The 16,604-nt window shown below is 40.4% G+C and carries 13 protein-coding genes and 1 pseudogene; 9 read left to right on the forward strand and 5 right to left on the reverse strand.

The features are described from left to right. Positions 1-116 precede the first annotated feature (116 nt). Both CSV70_RS02255 and CSV70_RS02260 read left to right on the forward strand, forming a co-directional pair. Positions 117-1,733 carry an ABC transporter substrate-binding protein gene (locus CSV70_RS02255; RefSeq protein ID WP_099628459.1) on the forward strand — a complete coding sequence of 539 codons (1,617 nt, stop codon included), beginning with the start codon at positions 117-119 and terminating at the stop codon, positions 1,731-1,733. Positions 1,734-2,092: 359 nt separating this feature from the next. Then, the gene (locus CSV70_RS02260; RefSeq protein ID WP_085132181.1) at positions 2,093-3,649 is read left to right on the forward strand and encodes an ABC-F family ATP-binding cassette domain-containing protein; all 1,557 of its coding nucleotides are present in this window, start codon (positions 2,093-2,095) and stop codon (positions 3,647-3,649) included. Between the two features lie 117 nt (positions 3,650-3,766). Here the strand turns inward: CSV70_RS02260 and CSV70_RS02265 are convergent, their stop codons facing one another. Then, positions 3,767-4,633 carry a LysR family transcriptional regulator gene (locus CSV70_RS02265; RefSeq protein WP_099628460.1) on the reverse strand — a complete coding sequence of 289 codons (867 nt, stop codon included), beginning with the start codon at positions 4,631-4,633 and terminating at the stop codon, positions 3,767-3,769. 115 nt (positions 4,634-4,748) lie between these two features. Here CSV70_RS02265 and CSV70_RS02270 point away from each other — a divergent pair, with 115 nt between their 5' ends. The 6 genes from CSV70_RS02270 to CSV70_RS02295 all read left to right on the forward strand — a co-directional run bounded on the left by CSV70_RS02270 (position 4,749) and on the right by CSV70_RS02295 (position 11,486). Next, positions 4,749-5,444: a CoA transferase subunit A gene (locus CSV70_RS02270; RefSeq protein WP_085132179.1), complete on the forward strand. Its 696-nt coding sequence runs from the start codon at positions 4,749-4,751 to the stop codon at positions 5,442-5,444. A 15-nt stretch (positions 5,445-5,459) separates the two neighbouring features. After that, a complete protein-coding gene (locus CSV70_RS02275) occupies positions 5,460-6,110 on the forward strand; it encodes a 3-oxoacid CoA-transferase subunit B (protein WP_099628461.1) in 651 nt (216 codons plus the stop codon). 70 nt (positions 6,111-6,180) lie between these two features. Then, positions 6,181-7,113 carry a 3-hydroxyacyl-CoA dehydrogenase family protein gene (locus CSV70_RS02280; RefSeq protein ID WP_099628462.1) on the forward strand — a complete coding sequence of 311 codons (933 nt, stop codon included), beginning with the start codon at positions 6,181-6,183 and terminating at the stop codon, positions 7,111-7,113. A gap of 109 nt (positions 7,114-7,222) precedes the next feature. After that, the gene (locus CSV70_RS02285; RefSeq protein ID WP_085132176.1) at positions 7,223-7,942 is read left to right on the forward strand and encodes a GntR family transcriptional regulator; all 720 of its coding nucleotides are present in this window, start codon (positions 7,223-7,225) and stop codon (positions 7,940-7,942) included. 376 nt (positions 7,943-8,318) lie between these two features. After that, positions 8,319-9,968 carry an amidohydrolase gene (locus CSV70_RS02290; RefSeq protein WP_099628463.1) on the forward strand — a complete coding sequence of 550 codons (1,650 nt, stop codon included), beginning with the start codon at positions 8,319-8,321 and terminating at the stop codon, positions 9,966-9,968. A gap of 48 nt (positions 9,969-10,016) precedes the next feature. Next, complete coding sequence (locus CSV70_RS02295) at positions 10,017-11,486, forward strand: sodium:solute symporter family protein (RefSeq protein ID WP_085132174.1); 1,470 nt, start codon at positions 10,017-10,019, stop codon at positions 11,484-11,486. A 130-nt stretch (positions 11,487-11,616) separates the two neighbouring features. On the opposite strand, the gene CSV70_RS02300 is transcribed toward CSV70_RS02295, so the two are convergent. From CSV70_RS02300 to CSV70_RS02315, 4 genes are all read right to left on the reverse strand, one after another. Further along, on the reverse strand, positions 11,617-12,624 hold the full coding sequence (locus CSV70_RS02300) for a FecCD family ABC transporter permease (RefSeq protein WP_099660787.1): 1,008 nt from the start codon (positions 12,622-12,624) through the stop codon (positions 11,617-11,619). Next, the gene (locus CSV70_RS02305; protein WP_099628465.1) at positions 12,621-13,628 is read right to left on the reverse strand and encodes a FecCD family ABC transporter permease; all 1,008 of its coding nucleotides are present in this window, start codon (positions 13,626-13,628) and stop codon (positions 12,621-12,623) included. The genes CSV70_RS02300 and CSV70_RS02305 overlap by 4 nt, the downstream gene beginning before the upstream one ends. 67 nt (positions 13,629-13,695) lie before the next feature. Beyond that, positions 13,696-14,628, reverse strand: coding sequence for an iron-hydroxamate ABC transporter substrate-binding protein (locus CSV70_RS02310; protein WP_099626656.1), 933 nt, complete (start codon positions 14,626-14,628; stop codon positions 13,696-13,698). Positions 14,629-14,631: 3 nt separating this feature from the next. Next, on the reverse strand, positions 14,632-15,426 hold the full coding sequence (locus CSV70_RS02315; RefSeq protein WP_099628466.1) for an ABC transporter ATP-binding protein: 795 nt from the start codon (positions 15,424-15,426) through the stop codon (positions 14,632-14,634). A 122-nt stretch (positions 15,427-15,548) separates the two neighbouring features. On the opposite strand from CSV70_RS02315, the pseudogene CSV70_RS02320 reads away from it, so the two are divergent. Then, a pseudogene (locus CSV70_RS02320) lies at positions 15,549-16,594 on the forward strand (NAD(P)/FAD-dependent oxidoreductase). Positions 16,595-16,604: the final 10 nt, after the last annotated feature.

The raw sequence follows: 16,604 nt of genomic DNA on the forward strand, positions 1-16,604 counted from the left end.
TTGACTAGTAAACAGCAAAAATCATGATTACTCTTCATAGACTAATTGACTTTTCAAAACATTTACACGAGAATAGTAGGGTGGTAACTAGAACTATCAATTATAGGAGGATCTTTATGAAACGATTAATAATCGCAATGTGTCTGTTAGTAGGATTATTCCTCCTTAGCGCTTGTTCAAATACAGGTGACAAAGAGAATGCGTCTAAAGAAGAGGGACCGAAAAAAGGTGGCGCAATGATCTATGCAAGGGGAGCCGATTCGGTTGGACTCGATCCGATCAATATTACAGACGGCGAGTCGATTCGAGTAACACATGCAATTTTTGAAACATTATTTGAATATGATAAGGACTTACAGCTGCAACCCAAATTGGCTGAGTCGTATGAAACTAGTGAAGATGGTTTAACGTGGACGCTTGCGTTGAAAACAGGAGTACAGTTTCACGATGGAACAGACTTCAATGCAGATGCGGTAGTATTTAACTTTGAACGTTGGATGGATCCTGATAATGAATACCATATTGGTGATTTCCCTTATTATCCATTTCTTTACGGAGGGTTTAAAGGAGAAGATAATCATAAAATTGAATCTGTTACTGCGATAGATGAACAGACAGTAGAGATTAGATTGAAAGAGAAAATTGCCCCGTTCGTTAGCTATTTGGCTATTCCAATGTTCGGAATTGCAAGTCCGACAGCTATCGAAAAGTATAATGAACGATTCTTTGAAAACCCTGTTGGTACAGGCCCATTTAAATTTGAAAGCTGGTCTCGCAACGATAAAATCGTCGTGAAGGCAAATGAAAACTACTATGTAGAGAACCAGCCGATGCTGGATCAGATTATCTTTACAGTCATACCAGATAACTCTACGCGATTGAATGTACTTTTGAGTGGAGAAGCAGATTTCATTGATGGGATGAATCCAGAAGACGCAAAGACAGTGGAAAAATATGAAAATCTCAAACTCGTTAAACGACCAAGTTTTAATGAGGGTTTTTTGGTTATGAACACGCAGAAGAAACCATTTGACGATGTAAAGGTCAGACAAGCCATGAATATGGCTATTGATAAACAGTCTATAGTTGATGGATTTTACAGCGGATTTGGGGAAGTGGCAAAGAATCCTATACCCCCTTCTTTATGGGGCTATAACGAAGACATCGAAGATTATGCTTTTGATTCTGAAGCAGCTAAAGCATTGCTAGCAGATGCAGGCTATTCGGGTGGTTTTGAGACGGAGATTTGGACAATGAATAATCCGCGACCCTATTTACCGCAACCAATGAAAACGGCAGAAGCGATTCAAGCGAATTTAAAGGAAATTGGAGTCAAAGCAACAATCGTGACATATGAGTGGGCAACATATTTAGAGAAGACAGGAAATGGTGAGCATCCAATGGCGTTATACGGTTGGACAGGCGTCATGGCAGACCCCGACAACTTCCTATATCCGAATCTAAGTAATACGAATATGGAGCCTCCTGCTAATAATAAAGCGTTTTACGATAATGAAGAATTCCAGAAACTGATTGAACAGGCGCGTGTTACGTTTGATCAAGATGAGCGGGCAAATCTGTATAAACAAGCACAAGTAATTTTTCATAACGATGCCCCGTGGGTTCCACTAGCACATACGACACCGCCTCTAGGATTTGCTAATTACGTTAAAGGTTTTGAACCACATCCAATGGAAAACGATAACTACGCAACAATATATTTAGATAAGTAACTGCAAAAAGTACAATAGATCATTTAAAGAAGACCCATGCAAGCATTCGCATGGGTCTTCTAATAGTATTCAGATTTTAACTCATGTACGTTGTATTGCGTATTGGAGTGCAAGATGTCTTGTCAATTCGTTAACTACTTATATGGCAGCATTGTATATAGCTAGATTTTCTTAACTTAAGTGAACATAGTGCCACACAGTGAAGTATGCAAATCAGTGGTATTTTGTTCATCTGCAACGTAAAAGGTGCTACATCTCATACTATTGTTTTTTCTTTTCTGAAGTAATTGTAAGTGGAGGGTGTTAAAATAACTTAGATAAGTTTAATCGCTATAATGGAAAAGGAATAGGTGTACAACATGAGTTTATTGACAGTAAAAAATATTAGCCACGGTTTCGGCGACCGTGTGATTTTCGAAGATGTATCATTTCGTCTATTGGCAGGTGAACATATAGGATTAGTAGGTGCAAACGGAGAAGGTAAATCTACATTTATGAATATCATTACGCATAAGCTGGAGCCGGATGCAGGAACAGTGACATGGTCAAAGCGTGTACGTATCGGATATTTAGATCAACATGCAGCTTTAAAGCAGGGGATGTCCATCCGTGATGTATTGCGCACAGCGTTTCAATATTTGTATGATATGGAAACGGAAATGAACAGTCTTTTTGCGAAGATGGGCGAAGTAGAACCAGACGAACTGGAAAGTTTGCTTGAAGAAACCGGGCAAATTCAAGAATCTCTAGAGCAGAGTGACTTTTACATGATTGACGCAAAAGTGGAAGAAGTCGCAAACGGTCTCGGGCTCGATGAATTCGGATTGGATACTGATGTGAATGATTTGAGTGGAGGCCAGCGCACTAAAGTATTACTGGCTAAACTGTTGCTTGAAAAGCCTGATATTTTATTGCTTGATGAGCCAACGAACTATTTGGATGTCGAGCATATTGAATGGTTGCGTACATATTTGCAAGAGTATCCAGGGGCATTCATTTTGATCTCGCATGATATTCCATTCTTAAACAGTGTCATTAACTTGATCTATCATATGGAAAATCAACAGGTCAATCGTTACCCTGGTGACTATGACGAGTTTTTACGTGTGCGTGAAATGAGACAGCAACAGGTCGAAGCTGCTTATAAAAAGCAACAGAAAGAAATCTCTCATTTGAAAGACTTCGTAGCGCGTAATAAAGCGAATGCGGCAACGAGTCGAATGGCAACGTCTCGACAGAAAAAACTAGATAAGATGGACATCATTGAGTTGGATTCTGAAAAACCGAAACCTCATTTTGATTTTAAAACGGCAAGAACACCTGGGAAATATTTATTTGAAACGACAGATCTAGTCATTGGATACGATGAGCCGCTGTCGAAGCCTTTGAATCTTTCAATGGAACGTGGACAGAAGATTGCTCTTGCAGGAGCAAACGGGATTGGGAAAACGACGTTGTTAAAAAGTATTCTCGGGGAAATAACCGCTCTTTCAGGTAAAGTGGAGCAAGGTGAGCATCTAGCAATCGGTTACTTCGAACAGGAAATGAAAACAGACACGGACAATACGTGCTTGGAAGAGATTTGGAGTGAATTTCCTCACTTTGCACAATATGAAGTACGTGCGGCTTTAGCGCGAGTCGGATTAACGACGAAACATATTGAAAGTAAGGTAAAGGTATTAAGTGGAGGAGAACGTGCGAAGGTGCGTCTTTGTAAACTGGTAAATAGTGAAACCAATTTATTAGTTTTAGATGAACCAACAAACCACTTGGATTATGATGCAAAAGAAGAACTGAAACGTGCTCTAAAAGAGTATAAAGGAAGTATCTTACTTATTTCACATGAACCTGACTTTTATGAAGATGTAGTATCTACTATTTGGAATGGGGAGACATGGACTACGAAGATGTTCTAAAAAACTAACCTGTTCCACGTGAAACAAAAACCAACCGGTAACGGTTGGTTTTTTGTTTCAATAACTTATAATACTTGGTTTAATTGAAATGTTTTGTACAGCTTTATTACACGTGCTTCAAAACATCTGCATAAATTTTTTCAATGCAAATGAATGATAACTGTTTTTCTTAGTGACGATGCCGAGCTTCCATAGTAAAGGTGGTCCTTCGATGGGAATCATCTTAATGTTTTCATTAGTAAATTTCGTCGATATCGTTCGGGGAAGAAGCGTGATCCCCAGTTTTGCTGCAACCAGTTCAATGATCAAATCCCACTGGGAGCTTTCATACGATATAGTAGGATTAAACCCGGCCTCTTTGCAAGCACCTATGATATAGCGGTGTAAGGTAAAACTTTTAGAAAATAGGATAAGCTGCTCGTTTATTAACTCAGATAAAGCGACAGCATCTCGTTTTGCAAAAGGATGATCAGTATGGACAAACAGGAAGAATGTATCTGAGATAAAAGGCTGAACTTGGAAAGCGTCTTGATCTGTTGGTAGCACGATAATACCGACATCAATCTGACCTTTATCTACAAGCTCTTCGACGACTTTGGCACCTAGTTCATGCAATTCAATTTTAATATGAGGGTAATTCTTTGAAAGACGTTTAGCGATCTGCGGAAAGAACAATGTGCCAATCAAAGGTGGCATGCCGATTTTAATTTCTCCTGATACGCCCTCGGCAAGATCTTCGAGTAAGACAGGGAGCTCGCCGAACAATTGGAGAATTTGTTGTCCTTGCTCATATACAATTACTCCTGCATCTGTCAAACGGAGGCTACGAGTAGAACGGTTGAAAAGGATAACATTCAGTTTTTCTTCAAGTTTTTTCACTGATTTACTTAGAGTGGGCTGTGATATATAAGAATGTTCAGCCGCCTTTGTAAAGCTTAGATGATTTGCTACTTCTATAAAAGCATGAAGGTCTTTAAGTTCCATAGCGATCCAACCTTTCAGTTATTCCAATTAAGAATAAGTTTCATTCACTATATTCATTTTACATATAAGTCAGAAATCTGTACACTATTACTAAAGAGTTGGAGGAGGTTACGGTATGAGTAAAGTGATGAATTCATTTATGGAAGCGGTTTCAGATATTCAAGATGGTGCTACGTTAATTGTGGGAGGCTTCGGTTTATGTGGTATTCCGGAAAAATCCATACAGGCGTTACAAGATAGTGGCGTAAAGGATTTAACGGTTGCAAGCAATAACTGTGGAATAGATGATGCGGGTCTTGGAAAGTTACTAGATAATAAACAGATAAAGAAGATGATTGCTTCTTATGTGGGAGAAAATAAGACGTTTGAAAAGCAGTTTCTTAATGGAGAGCTAGAAGTAGAATTGAGTCCACAGGGTACGCTTGCAGAGAGAATTAGAGCGGGAGGTGCAGGGATTCCTGGATTCTACACAGCAACAGGGGTAGGTACACCAATCGCTGAAGGTAAAGAGACAAAAGAGTTTAACGGCAAGACGTATCTACTTGAAGAAGGTATCGTCGGAGACTTTGCGCTTGTGAAAGCTTGGAAGGCGGATACACTTGGAAATCTGGTTTACCGCAAGACAGCGATGAACTTTAATCCGTTAGCTGCAACAGCAGGTAAAATAACGATTGCGGAAGTAGAAGAAATCGTGGAAGCCGGTGAGCTTACTCCAGAAGAAATTGATACGCCAGGCATCTACGTACAGCGAGTACTACTCGGAACAGATTACGAAAAACGCATTGAACGCTTAACAGTGAATAAAGCGTAAAAAGGAGAGATGAACATGACGGAAACACGAAATATAATCGTAAAACGTGCGGTAGAAGAAATTCAGGACGGTATGAACGTCAACCTCGGTATCGGTATGCCCACCCTTGTTGCTAACGAAATTCCAGCTGGTATGACGGTTTTATTGCAATCGGAAAATGGCCTGCTTGGCATCGGGCCTTATCCAGTAGAAGGGCAAGAGGATGCAGATCTGATAAACGCTGGAAAGGAAACGATTACGACAGTCCCAGGCTCGTCCTTCTTTGATAGTGCGGAATCGTTCGCAATGATTCGCGGAGGACACATTGACTTGGCAATTCTCGGTGGTATGGAAGTATCTGGAAATGGAGACCTGGCTAACTGGATGATACCAGGAAAAGTGGTGAAAGGAATGGGCGGCGCAATGGACTTGGTTGTCGGTGCGAAACGTGTCGTAATCATCATGGATCATGTCAATAAACACGGTGAATCAAAAGTTAAGAAAACGTGTTCGTTGCCGTTAACGGGTCTTGGTGTGGTAGACCGACTCATTACGGACTTGGCTGTGTTTGATTTTACACAGGACGGCATGGTGCTTGTCGAAACTTCTGCTGGTATTTCTATAGATGAAGTACAAGACAAGACGGAAGCAAGTTTTAAGATTTCACCAAACTTTACGGCTAGATAATTCGATTGACGATACCCGTTTGCAAAGGTGTCGTCTTTTTCATTTGGATAACAGAATTGGGGGCAAGGTGATGGAAAGAATAGCAATTATCGGATGCGGTACAATGGGTCATTCAATTGCATTGAGTGCTGCGTGGGCGGGATACGATGTAACGATGTATGGAATAGCCATTGAAGAACTAGAGCGTGCGCTTACAAGTATTGAAAGTAAGTTGCAAGTGCTAAGGGATAATGACTTGTTGGCGGTTGAAGAAGTACAATCAGTGACAGACAGAATAACTACAGTAACAACAATTGATGAAGCGGTGAAAGATGCTACGTTCATTATCGAAGCAGTGCCTGAACGTCTCGAGTTGAAGCAACAAATCTTCAAACAACTCGACGAGCTTTGCGATCCATCCGTGATTCTGGCAAGTAATACTTCGGCAATCAGTCCAACTGACATTGCGGCTCAAACGAAACATCCTGAACGTACGGTCATCACACACTTTTGGCATCCGGCGCATTTGATTCCATTAGTCGAAGTAGTTAGAGGAGCGAGAACAAACGACGAGACAGTTGAACGTTCGATGGCATTAATGAATGGGCTAAATAAAAAGCCGATCGAAGTGAAAAAAGAAGCACCCGGATTTGTAGGGAATCGTCTACAATTCGCTTTGTTGCGTGAAGCACAGCATATTCTACAAGAAGGAATTGCGACAAAAGAAGATATAGATGCCGCGGTTCTTTACAGTATTGGTAGAAGATTATCTGTCACAGGTCCTTTCTTATCGGCGGATATGGGTGGCCTGGATGTTTACACAGACATATCGAATTATCTATATAAGGATTTATCGAATACACACCAATCCGCAGCTAGTATGCAGGAATTAGTGGAAGAGGGGGAGCTCGGTAGTAAAACAGGTAAGGGGTATTATGAGTGGAATACTTCGTTTACTGAGGAGATACATTCTGCGCGGGAAAAAGAACTGATACGTTATGTGAAGCAAGATAGGGGAATGTAAAGATTGCGAGCCTATAAAATGTCCATACAATATACTAAATAACGGAATTTACCAGACAACTATTAGAAATATAGTTGTCTGATAAACCGATGAGAAAGGAAAGTGTGGTATGAAATTAGATCCTCATAGTCCATTACCACTACACGTTCAACTTAAAGAAATAATCAAGAACTCTATCGAAGAAGGTCTTTATCAAGACAAGATCCCTAGTGAAAGAGAGCTAACAGAACAACATGATGTAAGTAGAGCTACAGTAAGAGAGGCTGTGTCCCAACTAGTTAGGGAAGGTATGCTGGAAAAGAAACATGGTAAAGGAACGTTCATATCGATAAAACCAATACATGACTGGCTAGGATCTTTAAGCAGTATGACTGAAACAATTAATCAAATGGGCATGAAGCCGGGGGCGAAGTTAATAGAGCATATGGTTGTGAAAACTCCAGAACCGGTTCGAAACTTTACAGATGAGGCTGAAATGTATGTAATCAAGCGCCTACGGTATGCTGATGAAACTCCATTAGCCATTGAAACTCATTATTATCCTGTGGATATAGGAAGAGAGTTGGCAGGGCTCGACATTGCTAATGGTGCAATTTATGATTTGCTAGAAAATGAACTCCATATTCAATTATCAGAAGCGGAACAGATTATAACGAGCAACACTTTGAATAGTGAAGATACAGAGTTATTAGGAATTAACCAATCAGATAATACTCTGCAAACGGAAAGGTTTTTGACGGATACGAAAGGTTCGTTGATTGAATACTATATCGCTAATTGTAAAGCTGATATGTATTCTTTTCACATTAAGCTATCAAGAGAAAGGTGAATTCATTTCACACCTCCGTATATTGGTAAATTAGTTGAATAACGGAAATTGCAAAAAAGACTTCTTTGAAATCATCTTTTGTAGATGAGCACAAATGAAGTTTCCTATATGGATATAAATGGGGGTCTGAACAAGGAAAGAGAAAGAATCTATAGAATATTTTAATATATTATATTATTCTTAATATATAGTGTACACAAATCTTTACTTATGCTAGTATATAAACAATTCTTAACTGGTACGGACAACATGATGAGTTGAGAATTATACTATTTGACGTTGAAAATAGATAAGCCATTCGTATTTTTTCACTACTAATTCGTTGGTTGATTTATTCGACACTCATTAAATTCACTTAAATGGGAAGGATGACAACATGATAAAAGCCGATTTAATTATTCACAATGGCACGGTTTTAACCCTTGATAAAGATAGCACCAAGGGGCGTTCGCTTACGAGTTATCAGGGACGTATAACGGGTATATGGGATGCAGAAAAACCACCTGAAGAGAAAATAATGCGGGCGGAAAAAGTAGAGGAAATAGACTTGAATGGTAAAACTATAATGCCGGGTTTTATAGACACTCATAATCATTTGCTGATGTATTCTCAGAATAAGGCCCAAGTAAACTGTTCATCGCCTTTACATAAAAGTATAAAAGATATACAAGCCAGCGTGACTAAAGAGTGCTCGGTTAAAGAAAAAGGAGAATGGATCTTAGGATATGGATATGACGATACCATGCTCGATGAAAAACGACATCCATCTAAAGAGGATTTAGACGCAATAAGTACAGTTCATCCGATTTTCATTCGACATATTTCAGGCCACTTAGCTGCGGCTAATACGGTTGCTTTAGAGCTTGCCGGGGTGAATAAGGATACACCAAAACCTGATGGCGGTTATTTTGGAAAGGATCAGAACGGTGAACTTACAGGAGTGCTATATGAACCTGGAGCTATGGATCTAGTATTTGACTTCGTGCCAATACCAAGTACTGAAGAAATAGTTGAACTGATAAGACAAGGAGCTCTTGATTATCTTGCGCAGGGTATTACAACCAATACAGATGCAGGAGTAGGTTTACATTTGCTTGAGAGAGAATTTGATGCTCATATACTGGCTGTTCAATCAAAGGCGAATCCTATGAAAATGCGTCTCATGATATTAAGTTATCTGTTAGAAAAAGGCGGAGTGTTTAGTGAATATACTGCTGTAGAACTTGATAAGGAAATCCGGAAAAAGACAAATGACCGTGCAAAGTTAGATAGTGCAAAGCTATTTCAAGATGGCTCAATCCAAGGGCTGACAGGTGCATTGCGGAAACCGTACTACTGCGATGATAAGCTGTATGGAGATTTAATATACACGCAGGAACAATTAAATGATTATGTGTTAGACTTCCATCAAAGAGGTTTTAGAATTGCTACACACGGTAATGGAGACCGTGCAATAAATTCCATTATAGAATCCTATGAAAGCGCTATCAATAATGGGGAACAGCGTGATCATCGTCATCGTATAGAACATGTCCAAACAGCAACAGGAGAAGATTTGAAAAAGATGAAGTCGTTAAATATCGCAGCTTCATTCTTCATAAATCATATTTACTACTGGGGTGATCGCCACCGTGATATCTTCTTGGGACCAGAGCGGGCTAAGCGAATGAATGCATTACGCGATGCTAAGGATCTTGATATGCTTTATACACTTCATTCTGACTGTCCCATCACACCCATCTCCCCGTTATTCTCTATCTGGGTAGCTGTCAATCGCGTTACTCGAGACGGAAAAGTCTTAGGTGAAAATCAAAAGATAGATGTGGAATCTGCGTTGAAATCAATGACGATTTATGGTGCTCAGCTGAATTTTGAAGAGGATGAGGTAGGTAGTATTGAAGTAGGGAAAGCAGCAGACTTTGTAGTATTGAACGAAAATCCTGTGGAAATTGATCCTATGAGAATAAAAGATATTATAGTAGAAATGACAATTATTGATGGTGAATTAGCTTATAAGAAGCCATGAAATAACAGATACCTATAGTGGACTTACTTGATAAATGGAGGAATGTAAATGGCTTGGTATGTAACTTATTCATCAGTATACTTCATAGCAATGTTTGCTATCGGTATTTATTACTTTACAAAGGTAAAAGATGCGGACTCCTACTTAATAGCAGGTTGGAATATGAAGTTTTGGAGTATAGTAGGCACAACAATCAGTACGAATGTGGGAGCAGCAGTTTTTATTGGTTGGGTAGGAATGGGTTTTACTGTAGGCATGTCCGGCTATTTTAAGTTTGCTTTACCAGCTTATCTGACGAGTATATTACTAATTTACGTTTTTAGTAAACCGCTTAGAAGACAGAGATTATATACGATGGCAGATTTGTTTGGCGAAAGGTTTGGTTCTAAAACAGGGATTATACCATCAGTATTATCTGCTTTTATTTATTCGGTTCCTGCTACAGCACTTCAAATTGTTGGAATGAGTACAGTATTTAGTATAGTTTTTCATATTGACGTAAAGGTAGGAATCTTCTTATCGTTTGCACTGATTCTTGGCTTTACAATACTCGGTGGTCTAGTAGCTGCTATCGTCACAGACGCATTACAAAGCTTTATCCTAGTAATTGGTTTGTTCATACTGGCATTTGCAGCACTAAAGTTTGGTGGCGGCATTTCAAGTGTGCTAGCCCAAACGCCGATAGAGTATTTATCTCCTGCTGGTCCCCATGGAATTGGAGAGGTGTTAATGTTTGCATTGACAGTAGCTCCATTCTACCTAATCTGGCAATCAACATGGCAACGGATTTTTGCATCGAAAAACGAAGAGGTTGCTATTCGAGCAGGAATAACGGGTTATGTTATAACATCTATTATTAGTATATTTCCTTTTGTAATCGGTGTAACAGCTCGTCAATTTGTGCCAGCGGATATTCATGCTGATTTAATATTTTCGTATGTAACTGTTGATTTATTACATCCGGCAATTGGAGGCATCGTAATTGTAGGTTTACTAGCTGCATTAATGACAGGTGCAGATTCATTTATACTTCAAGGCAGTTCCAATATTGCACAAGATTTGTATTTTCGTATGATTAATCCTAATGCCTCAGGTAAGCAAATGATGTTTGTTGCTCGTTTTAGTGTAGTAATAATTTCTGTTTTGGCATTAATTGTTTCTTACTTCATGACAGATATCATCAGTGTTTATCAGTGGGCATTAAGAATTTCCGCAACTACAATTGTCTTTCCATTTTTGGCAGTGATGTTCTGGAGAAGGACGACAGCACGGGGTATCGTTGCCAGTATGTTAGTAGCTGGTTTTGTCACTGTCATATGGCCATTTTTTAATACAGGACTCGATGAAGTAGTGCCTGGACTCTTGGCTTCTATAATGGGATTAGTTATTGTAAGTTTAATGACTAAACATTCATCGGAAGAGATCGTGAAAGCAGTATATTGGGAGGATCTTCCTTCCGCGTCTAGAAAAATAACCGGTGATGAAACTTTGGGAGCAGACAACGTAACAAACAGTTAACTATTCAACATACTTTCTTGTGCTTGTAAATTAAATTTAAATGGAACAATATATGATTATTATAATGCATAGACAATAAGGATGGAATTAGTGATCGCCAGAACACCCAAAGCGGGTAGTTCTGGCATTTTTATTTCTTCAATAGTAAATAGCAAAAGTATGGTGCACCTATCAATGAAACGATAATACCCGCTGGAATACCACTCGGTTCCAAGATATTTCGTCCGATTGTGTCTGCTAACAACAGAAGAAAACTGCCGAGCAAGATCGCAATAGGTAAATTCATTCGATGGCGTGGACCGATTAGGGATTTGGCGATATGAGGCGCCATCAGACCGATGAACGCGATACCACCTGTAACCGACACAGCGGATGCAGCTAAAGCTACAGCGGTCAGCAATAGCACTAGACGCTCCCGTCCAAGCGACACACCAATTCCCGTCGCTACAGCTTCATTCAAACCAAGCATATCGAGCCGGTGTGCTTTAAATAGTGCGAACGGGATCAATAGGAGCAACCAAGGTGCCAGTGCCCAAATATAAGGCCAATCAGTTCCCCAAATATTCCCGGCTATCCATCTTGAAATAAAATCGACTTTCTCTTGCTTGGCGGAAGAAGTCAATACGACCATCACACCTGATAGAGCCATTGAAAACCCAATACCCACTAGTACAAGGCGCATAGGCTGTAGTCCGTTTTTTCTATTGTAAGCAAAAAGGTAAATTAAAACCGAAGTGATGAGGGCTCCCCCAAATCCTACTAACGGTAATAAGTAAGTGAACGCGCCAGCCTCGATCGGTACAAATAAGAAAAATAGTGCAATAGCGACTCCAGCACCAGAATTTATCCCGATGATACCGGGATCAGCAAGGTCATTACGTGTGATTCCTTGTAAAATAGCACCTGACAAGGCAAGCGCGGCACCGGCCAACAACGTAATGATGATTCGTGGGAGGCGAATAGAAAACAGTACAAACTCTTCTTTGAAAGTGCCTTGACCAAGAAGAGTAGGGACTAGCCGGCTCCATTCAATAGAAGCAGATCCTAAGCCAAGTGCAAGAGTTGTCAGGAAGAGAATCAATACAATGAAGCATGCCAAAAGAATTCTTTGTTTTCTCCGTATATGTGGAAGTATCATGAGAATGCCTGACCTCCTTTGCGTACGATTAAGAGAAAGAACGGTAATCCGATGATTGCAATCAATGCAGCAACAGGCGTTTCAAACGGTGCTTGTAATATTCGTCCAACCGTATCCGCTAGCAACATAAAAGTTGCACCTAAAATAGCGGAAATGGGGATGATGAATCGATAATCTGTTCCGACGATTGCACGGACAATATGTGGAATCATTAAACCGACAAATGCTAAGTTACCTGCTAAAGCCACAGCGGCTCCTGCTAATAAGATAATAACCATAAACAACAAGACTTTTATTTTCACTGTATTTTGTCCAAGTCCAATCGCTACTTCTTCATTCAGACTCAATAATGTCAACTGACGTGAAAGTACGAATGCGACGAAAATACCTATGATGATGACTGGCGCAATGGTCTGCAATTGTCCCCATGAAGTGCCGATCAATCCGCCAGCCGTCCACATTGCCACGTCCTTCGAAATCTTAAAATACAAACCAACGCCCTGTGCAATAGCGAATAAAAATGTAGAGACGGCTGCGCCTGCCAAGACTAGCCGAATAGGTGCAAAGCCGCCTCGCCTCGCGGAAGCAATACCAAAGACGATCAGCGCACCGACAGCAGAGCCGATGAAGCAAGCTGTCATGATGCCGAAATAGTTAATAGTTGGAATCAATGCAAGCGCAATGGCTAATGCGGCATTTGCCCCGGCAGTCAGTCCAAGCAACCCCGGATCAGCCAATGGGTTTCGCGTCATGCCTTGCATGATCGCCCCTGATACGGCCAAAGCCGCACCTACAAATACAGCACCTATTTCACGCGGAAAGCGGATCTCTTTCAGGATTAGAATAGTATCCTCTTGGTTTGACGTGAATGAAAGGTAGACATCTCGCCATGAAGTGTGAGCGGCACCAAGCTTCACGGCAAATAGGAAACTAATTAGTAAAAGTATCGTGCTAGCAAATAATTTAAAACTAAATGGTATAGCTTTTTTAACGGGTTTATCCATTTTATTCATCCGCTCCTTTCTTGTCATAACAAAATGGGTTCTTCAATGAAGAACCCATTTTGTTTGATTACTTAGTTCCTAAAAAGCTTTTGATGAAGAAATCAAGCTGATTATCAAGTGTATAGGCATCATTGAAAGAGAATTCTGCTGTGTTTACCTGGTAGACTTGATCATTTTTGACGGCAGGAATATTCTTGTATGTTTCCGTTTCCAAGAATGAATTATCTCCTGTATCACTTTTACTCAAGATGACATAGTCCCCGGCAAATTCAGGCAAAACTTCTGCAGAAAGAGCATAATATCCGTCTTTCTCAGTCATTTCCTTTACTTTTTCAGGCATAGCCAGTTTCATTTCCTGGTAGAGGATTTCCGTTCCTCTTCCCCAGTTATCGCCGAAGACGTAAATTTGTTTGTCAAACTCTTCGATGACGGAAACTGTCGTATCTTCTCCAATTTTGGCTTTAATGTCTTTTCCTGCCTGCTGCGCACGTGCCTTAAATGCATCTACCCATTCTGTCGCTTCTTTTTCCTTATTCAATAACTTACCGATTTCGATTTGCTGTGTTAAATAATCTACTTTTCCGTATGTATACGTAACAGTAGGGGCAATTTCTTTTAGTTTATCAATGTTCTTAATAGTGTTAAGTCCAATAATTAAATCCGGCTCCAGTTCAATAATCTTTTCAATGTTTTCGTCCGACACTTCTTCTACATCTTTCAAAAATGAATCAAAGCTTGGATTATCTTTTGACCAAGACTCAGCTCCCACCAAATTCACGCCAAATTCATGTACAGTACCGGCAAAACTAGATAACACCACAACCCGTTGTGGATCTGCGGGAACCTCCACTGGACCTTCTTCTGATTCATAAGTAATCGTGTCGCTTGCTCCTTGTTCTTTTGCAGGTGTATCTTCTTTCGCAGGTTCTTCCTGTTTATTGCCGCAAGCTGCTAACGCAAGTACGAAAAGCAGAAGAGCAGGTAATAGAATTTTCTTCAACAGTTATTCGTCTCCTTTTAGTAGATCATATGTGATACATAACGGTTTGCCCGTTCTTGGATCCGTTCCAATTTCGGCATCAATTCGAAATACTTCTCGCAGTATATCTGGCCGTATTACGTCCTCGCACACGCCTGCGCATACAATGTCTCCATCTTTCATGGCAATGATGAAATCGGCAAAACGTGCTGCTTGATTCAAATCATGAAGAACCATGACAATGGTGCGTTGTTGCTCTTCATTAAGCCTTTGCAATAGCTCTAGCACTTCTAGTTGATGTGCCATATCTAAATAGGTAGTCGGCTCATCTAGGAAGATGATATCTGTTTCCTGGGCAAGTGCCATCGCGATCCAAACACGCTGGCGTTGACCACCGGATAATGCATCGACTTGACGGTATTTGAAATCAGTCGTATTGGTGACCTCGAGCGCCCAGTTGATAACATCCATATCACGCGGTGTTAAACGTCCCATTGCATTCTGGTAAGGAAATCTACCGTAGGATACCAATTCACCAACTGTTAAACCGCTGGCAGCTTCTTGTGTCTGAGGAAGAATAGCCATCTTTTGCGCGAGCTGCTTAGTCTTTTGTTTAACAATATTTCCGCCATCTATTATCACTTCTCCTGATTGATGCGGAATTAAGCGCGTGACCGCTTTTAGAAACGTTGATTTGCCACATCCGTTTGCACCGATAATAGCAGTTACTTTCTTGTCAGGTATTTGAACCGATAACCCTTTAACAATCAGGTGATCATCGTATGAAACTTGTAGATTTTCTGTATACAAGCGAACCATTTCGTGAAATCAAACCTTTCCTACTAAGTAATCATTGATAATGATTATCAATATCGGTACAATGAGAACTATAAATTGAAATGCAAGCGATGTCAATAATTATTTATAAGGGAGAAGATGGAATGAAACAAGATCAGCTACTGGACGTAACAATTATCGGCGGCGGACCTGCGGGGTTATATGCTGCTTTTTATAGTGGATTGCGTGAAATGAAGACGAAAATCATTGAATACCAGCAGCAACTTGGTGGAAAGATCCATGTCTACCCAGAAAAATGATTTGGGATATTGGCGGTATGACACCGGCACCAGGAGCGCAGGTAATTGAACGGCTTGTGGCCCAAGGGTTAACTTTTGATCCGGAAGTCGTGCTCAATGAGAAAATAGTGAAGATCGAGAAAATAGAAGACAAGCATTTTGCATTACATGGCTCATCCGGTACTATTCATTACAGCAAAACCGTAATAGTAGCAACAGGTACAGGTATTTTGAATCCACAGAAGATTGAAGTGGAAGGCGCAGAACGCTTTGAAGTGTCGAATTTGAACTACACGGTAAAATCTTTGGGACGTTTCAAAGGAAAGACCGTTCTGATTTCAGGCGGTGGGAACGCGGCAATTGACTGGGCCAATGAACTGCAACCGATCGCTAAGAAAGTGTACCTAACTTATCGTAAAGAGAATTTAAACGGCCATGAAGCGCAAGTGCGACAACTCTTTGAGAGTGGTGTGGTCTGTCACTTTAATACGAATATATCTCGATTCATTGCGTCTGCGGATCATAGTTCAATTGAGAAAGTGGAGCTACGAGACAATGAAGAAGAAACAGTTACCACGATAGCTGTAGATGAAGTCATCATTAATCACGGTTACGAGCGTGATACTTCGTTAATTGGCGACCAGCAACTAGGTGTTGAACTAACGGAACATAAACAGATTGCCGGAACGTGCACGAGTGCTACGTCTATAGAGGGAATGTATGCGGCAGGGGATGTACTGAGCCATAAAGGCAAACTACATTTAATAGCAGGGGCATTTCAGGATGCAGCGAATGCTGTGAACTGCGCCAAACTCTATATTGATCCCGAAGCAAATGAAAATGGTATGGTATCTTCTCACAATGAACTCTTCAAGGAACGAAATCGTGAATTGGTCAAACAGCTCATATAAACAAAAAAAG

It is taken from the genome of Sporosarcina sp. P25, from assembly GCF_002743235.1.
Classification (GTDB): domain Bacteria; phylum Bacillota; class Bacilli; order Bacillales_A; family Planococcaceae; genus Sporosarcina; species Sporosarcina ureae_B.

What these genes read in the sequence shown, in the direction of transcription:
- CSV70_RS02290 (WP_099628463.1), top strand. Translation starts at nt 8,319, where the DNA reads ATGATAAAAGCCGATTTAATTATTCACAATGGCACGGTTTTAACCCTT.
- CSV70_RS02260 (WP_085132181.1), top strand. Translation starts at nt 2,093, where the DNA reads ATGAGTTTATTGACAGTAAAAAATATTAGCCACGGTTTCGGCGACCGT.
- CSV70_RS02295 (WP_085132174.1), top strand. Translation starts at nt 10,017, where the DNA reads ATGGCTTGGTATGTAACTTATTCATCAGTATACTTCATAGCAATGTTT.
- CSV70_RS02305 (WP_099628465.1), bottom strand. Translation starts at nt 13,628, where the DNA reads ATGGATAAACCCGTTAAAAAAGCTATACCATTTAGTTTTAAATTATTT.
- CSV70_RS02280 (WP_099628462.1), top strand. Translation starts at nt 6,181, where the DNA reads ATGGAAAGAATAGCAATTATCGGATGCGGTACAATGGGTCATTCAATT.
- CSV70_RS02270 (WP_085132179.1), top strand. Translation starts at nt 4,749, where the DNA reads ATGAGTAAAGTGATGAATTCATTTATGGAAGCGGTTTCAGATATTCAA.
- CSV70_RS02285 (WP_085132176.1), top strand. Translation starts at nt 7,223, where the DNA reads ATGAAATTAGATCCTCATAGTCCATTACCACTACACGTTCAACTTAAA.
- CSV70_RS02255 (WP_099628459.1), top strand. Translation starts at nt 117, where the DNA reads ATGAAACGATTAATAATCGCAATGTGTCTGTTAGTAGGATTATTCCTC.
- CSV70_RS02275 (WP_099628461.1), top strand. Translation starts at nt 5,460, where the DNA reads ATGACGGAAACACGAAATATAATCGTAAAACGTGCGGTAGAAGAAATT.
- CSV70_RS02300 (WP_099660787.1), bottom strand. Translation starts at nt 12,624, where the DNA reads ATGATACTTCCACATATACGGAGAAAACAAAGAATTCTTTTGGCATGC.
- CSV70_RS02315 (WP_099628466.1), bottom strand. Translation starts at nt 15,426, where the DNA reads ATGGTTCGCTTGTATACAGAAAATCTACAAGTTTCATACGATGATCAC.
- CSV70_RS02265 (WP_099628460.1), bottom strand. Translation starts at nt 4,633, where the DNA reads ATGGAACTTAAAGACCTTCATGCTTTTATAGAAGTAGCAAATCATCTA.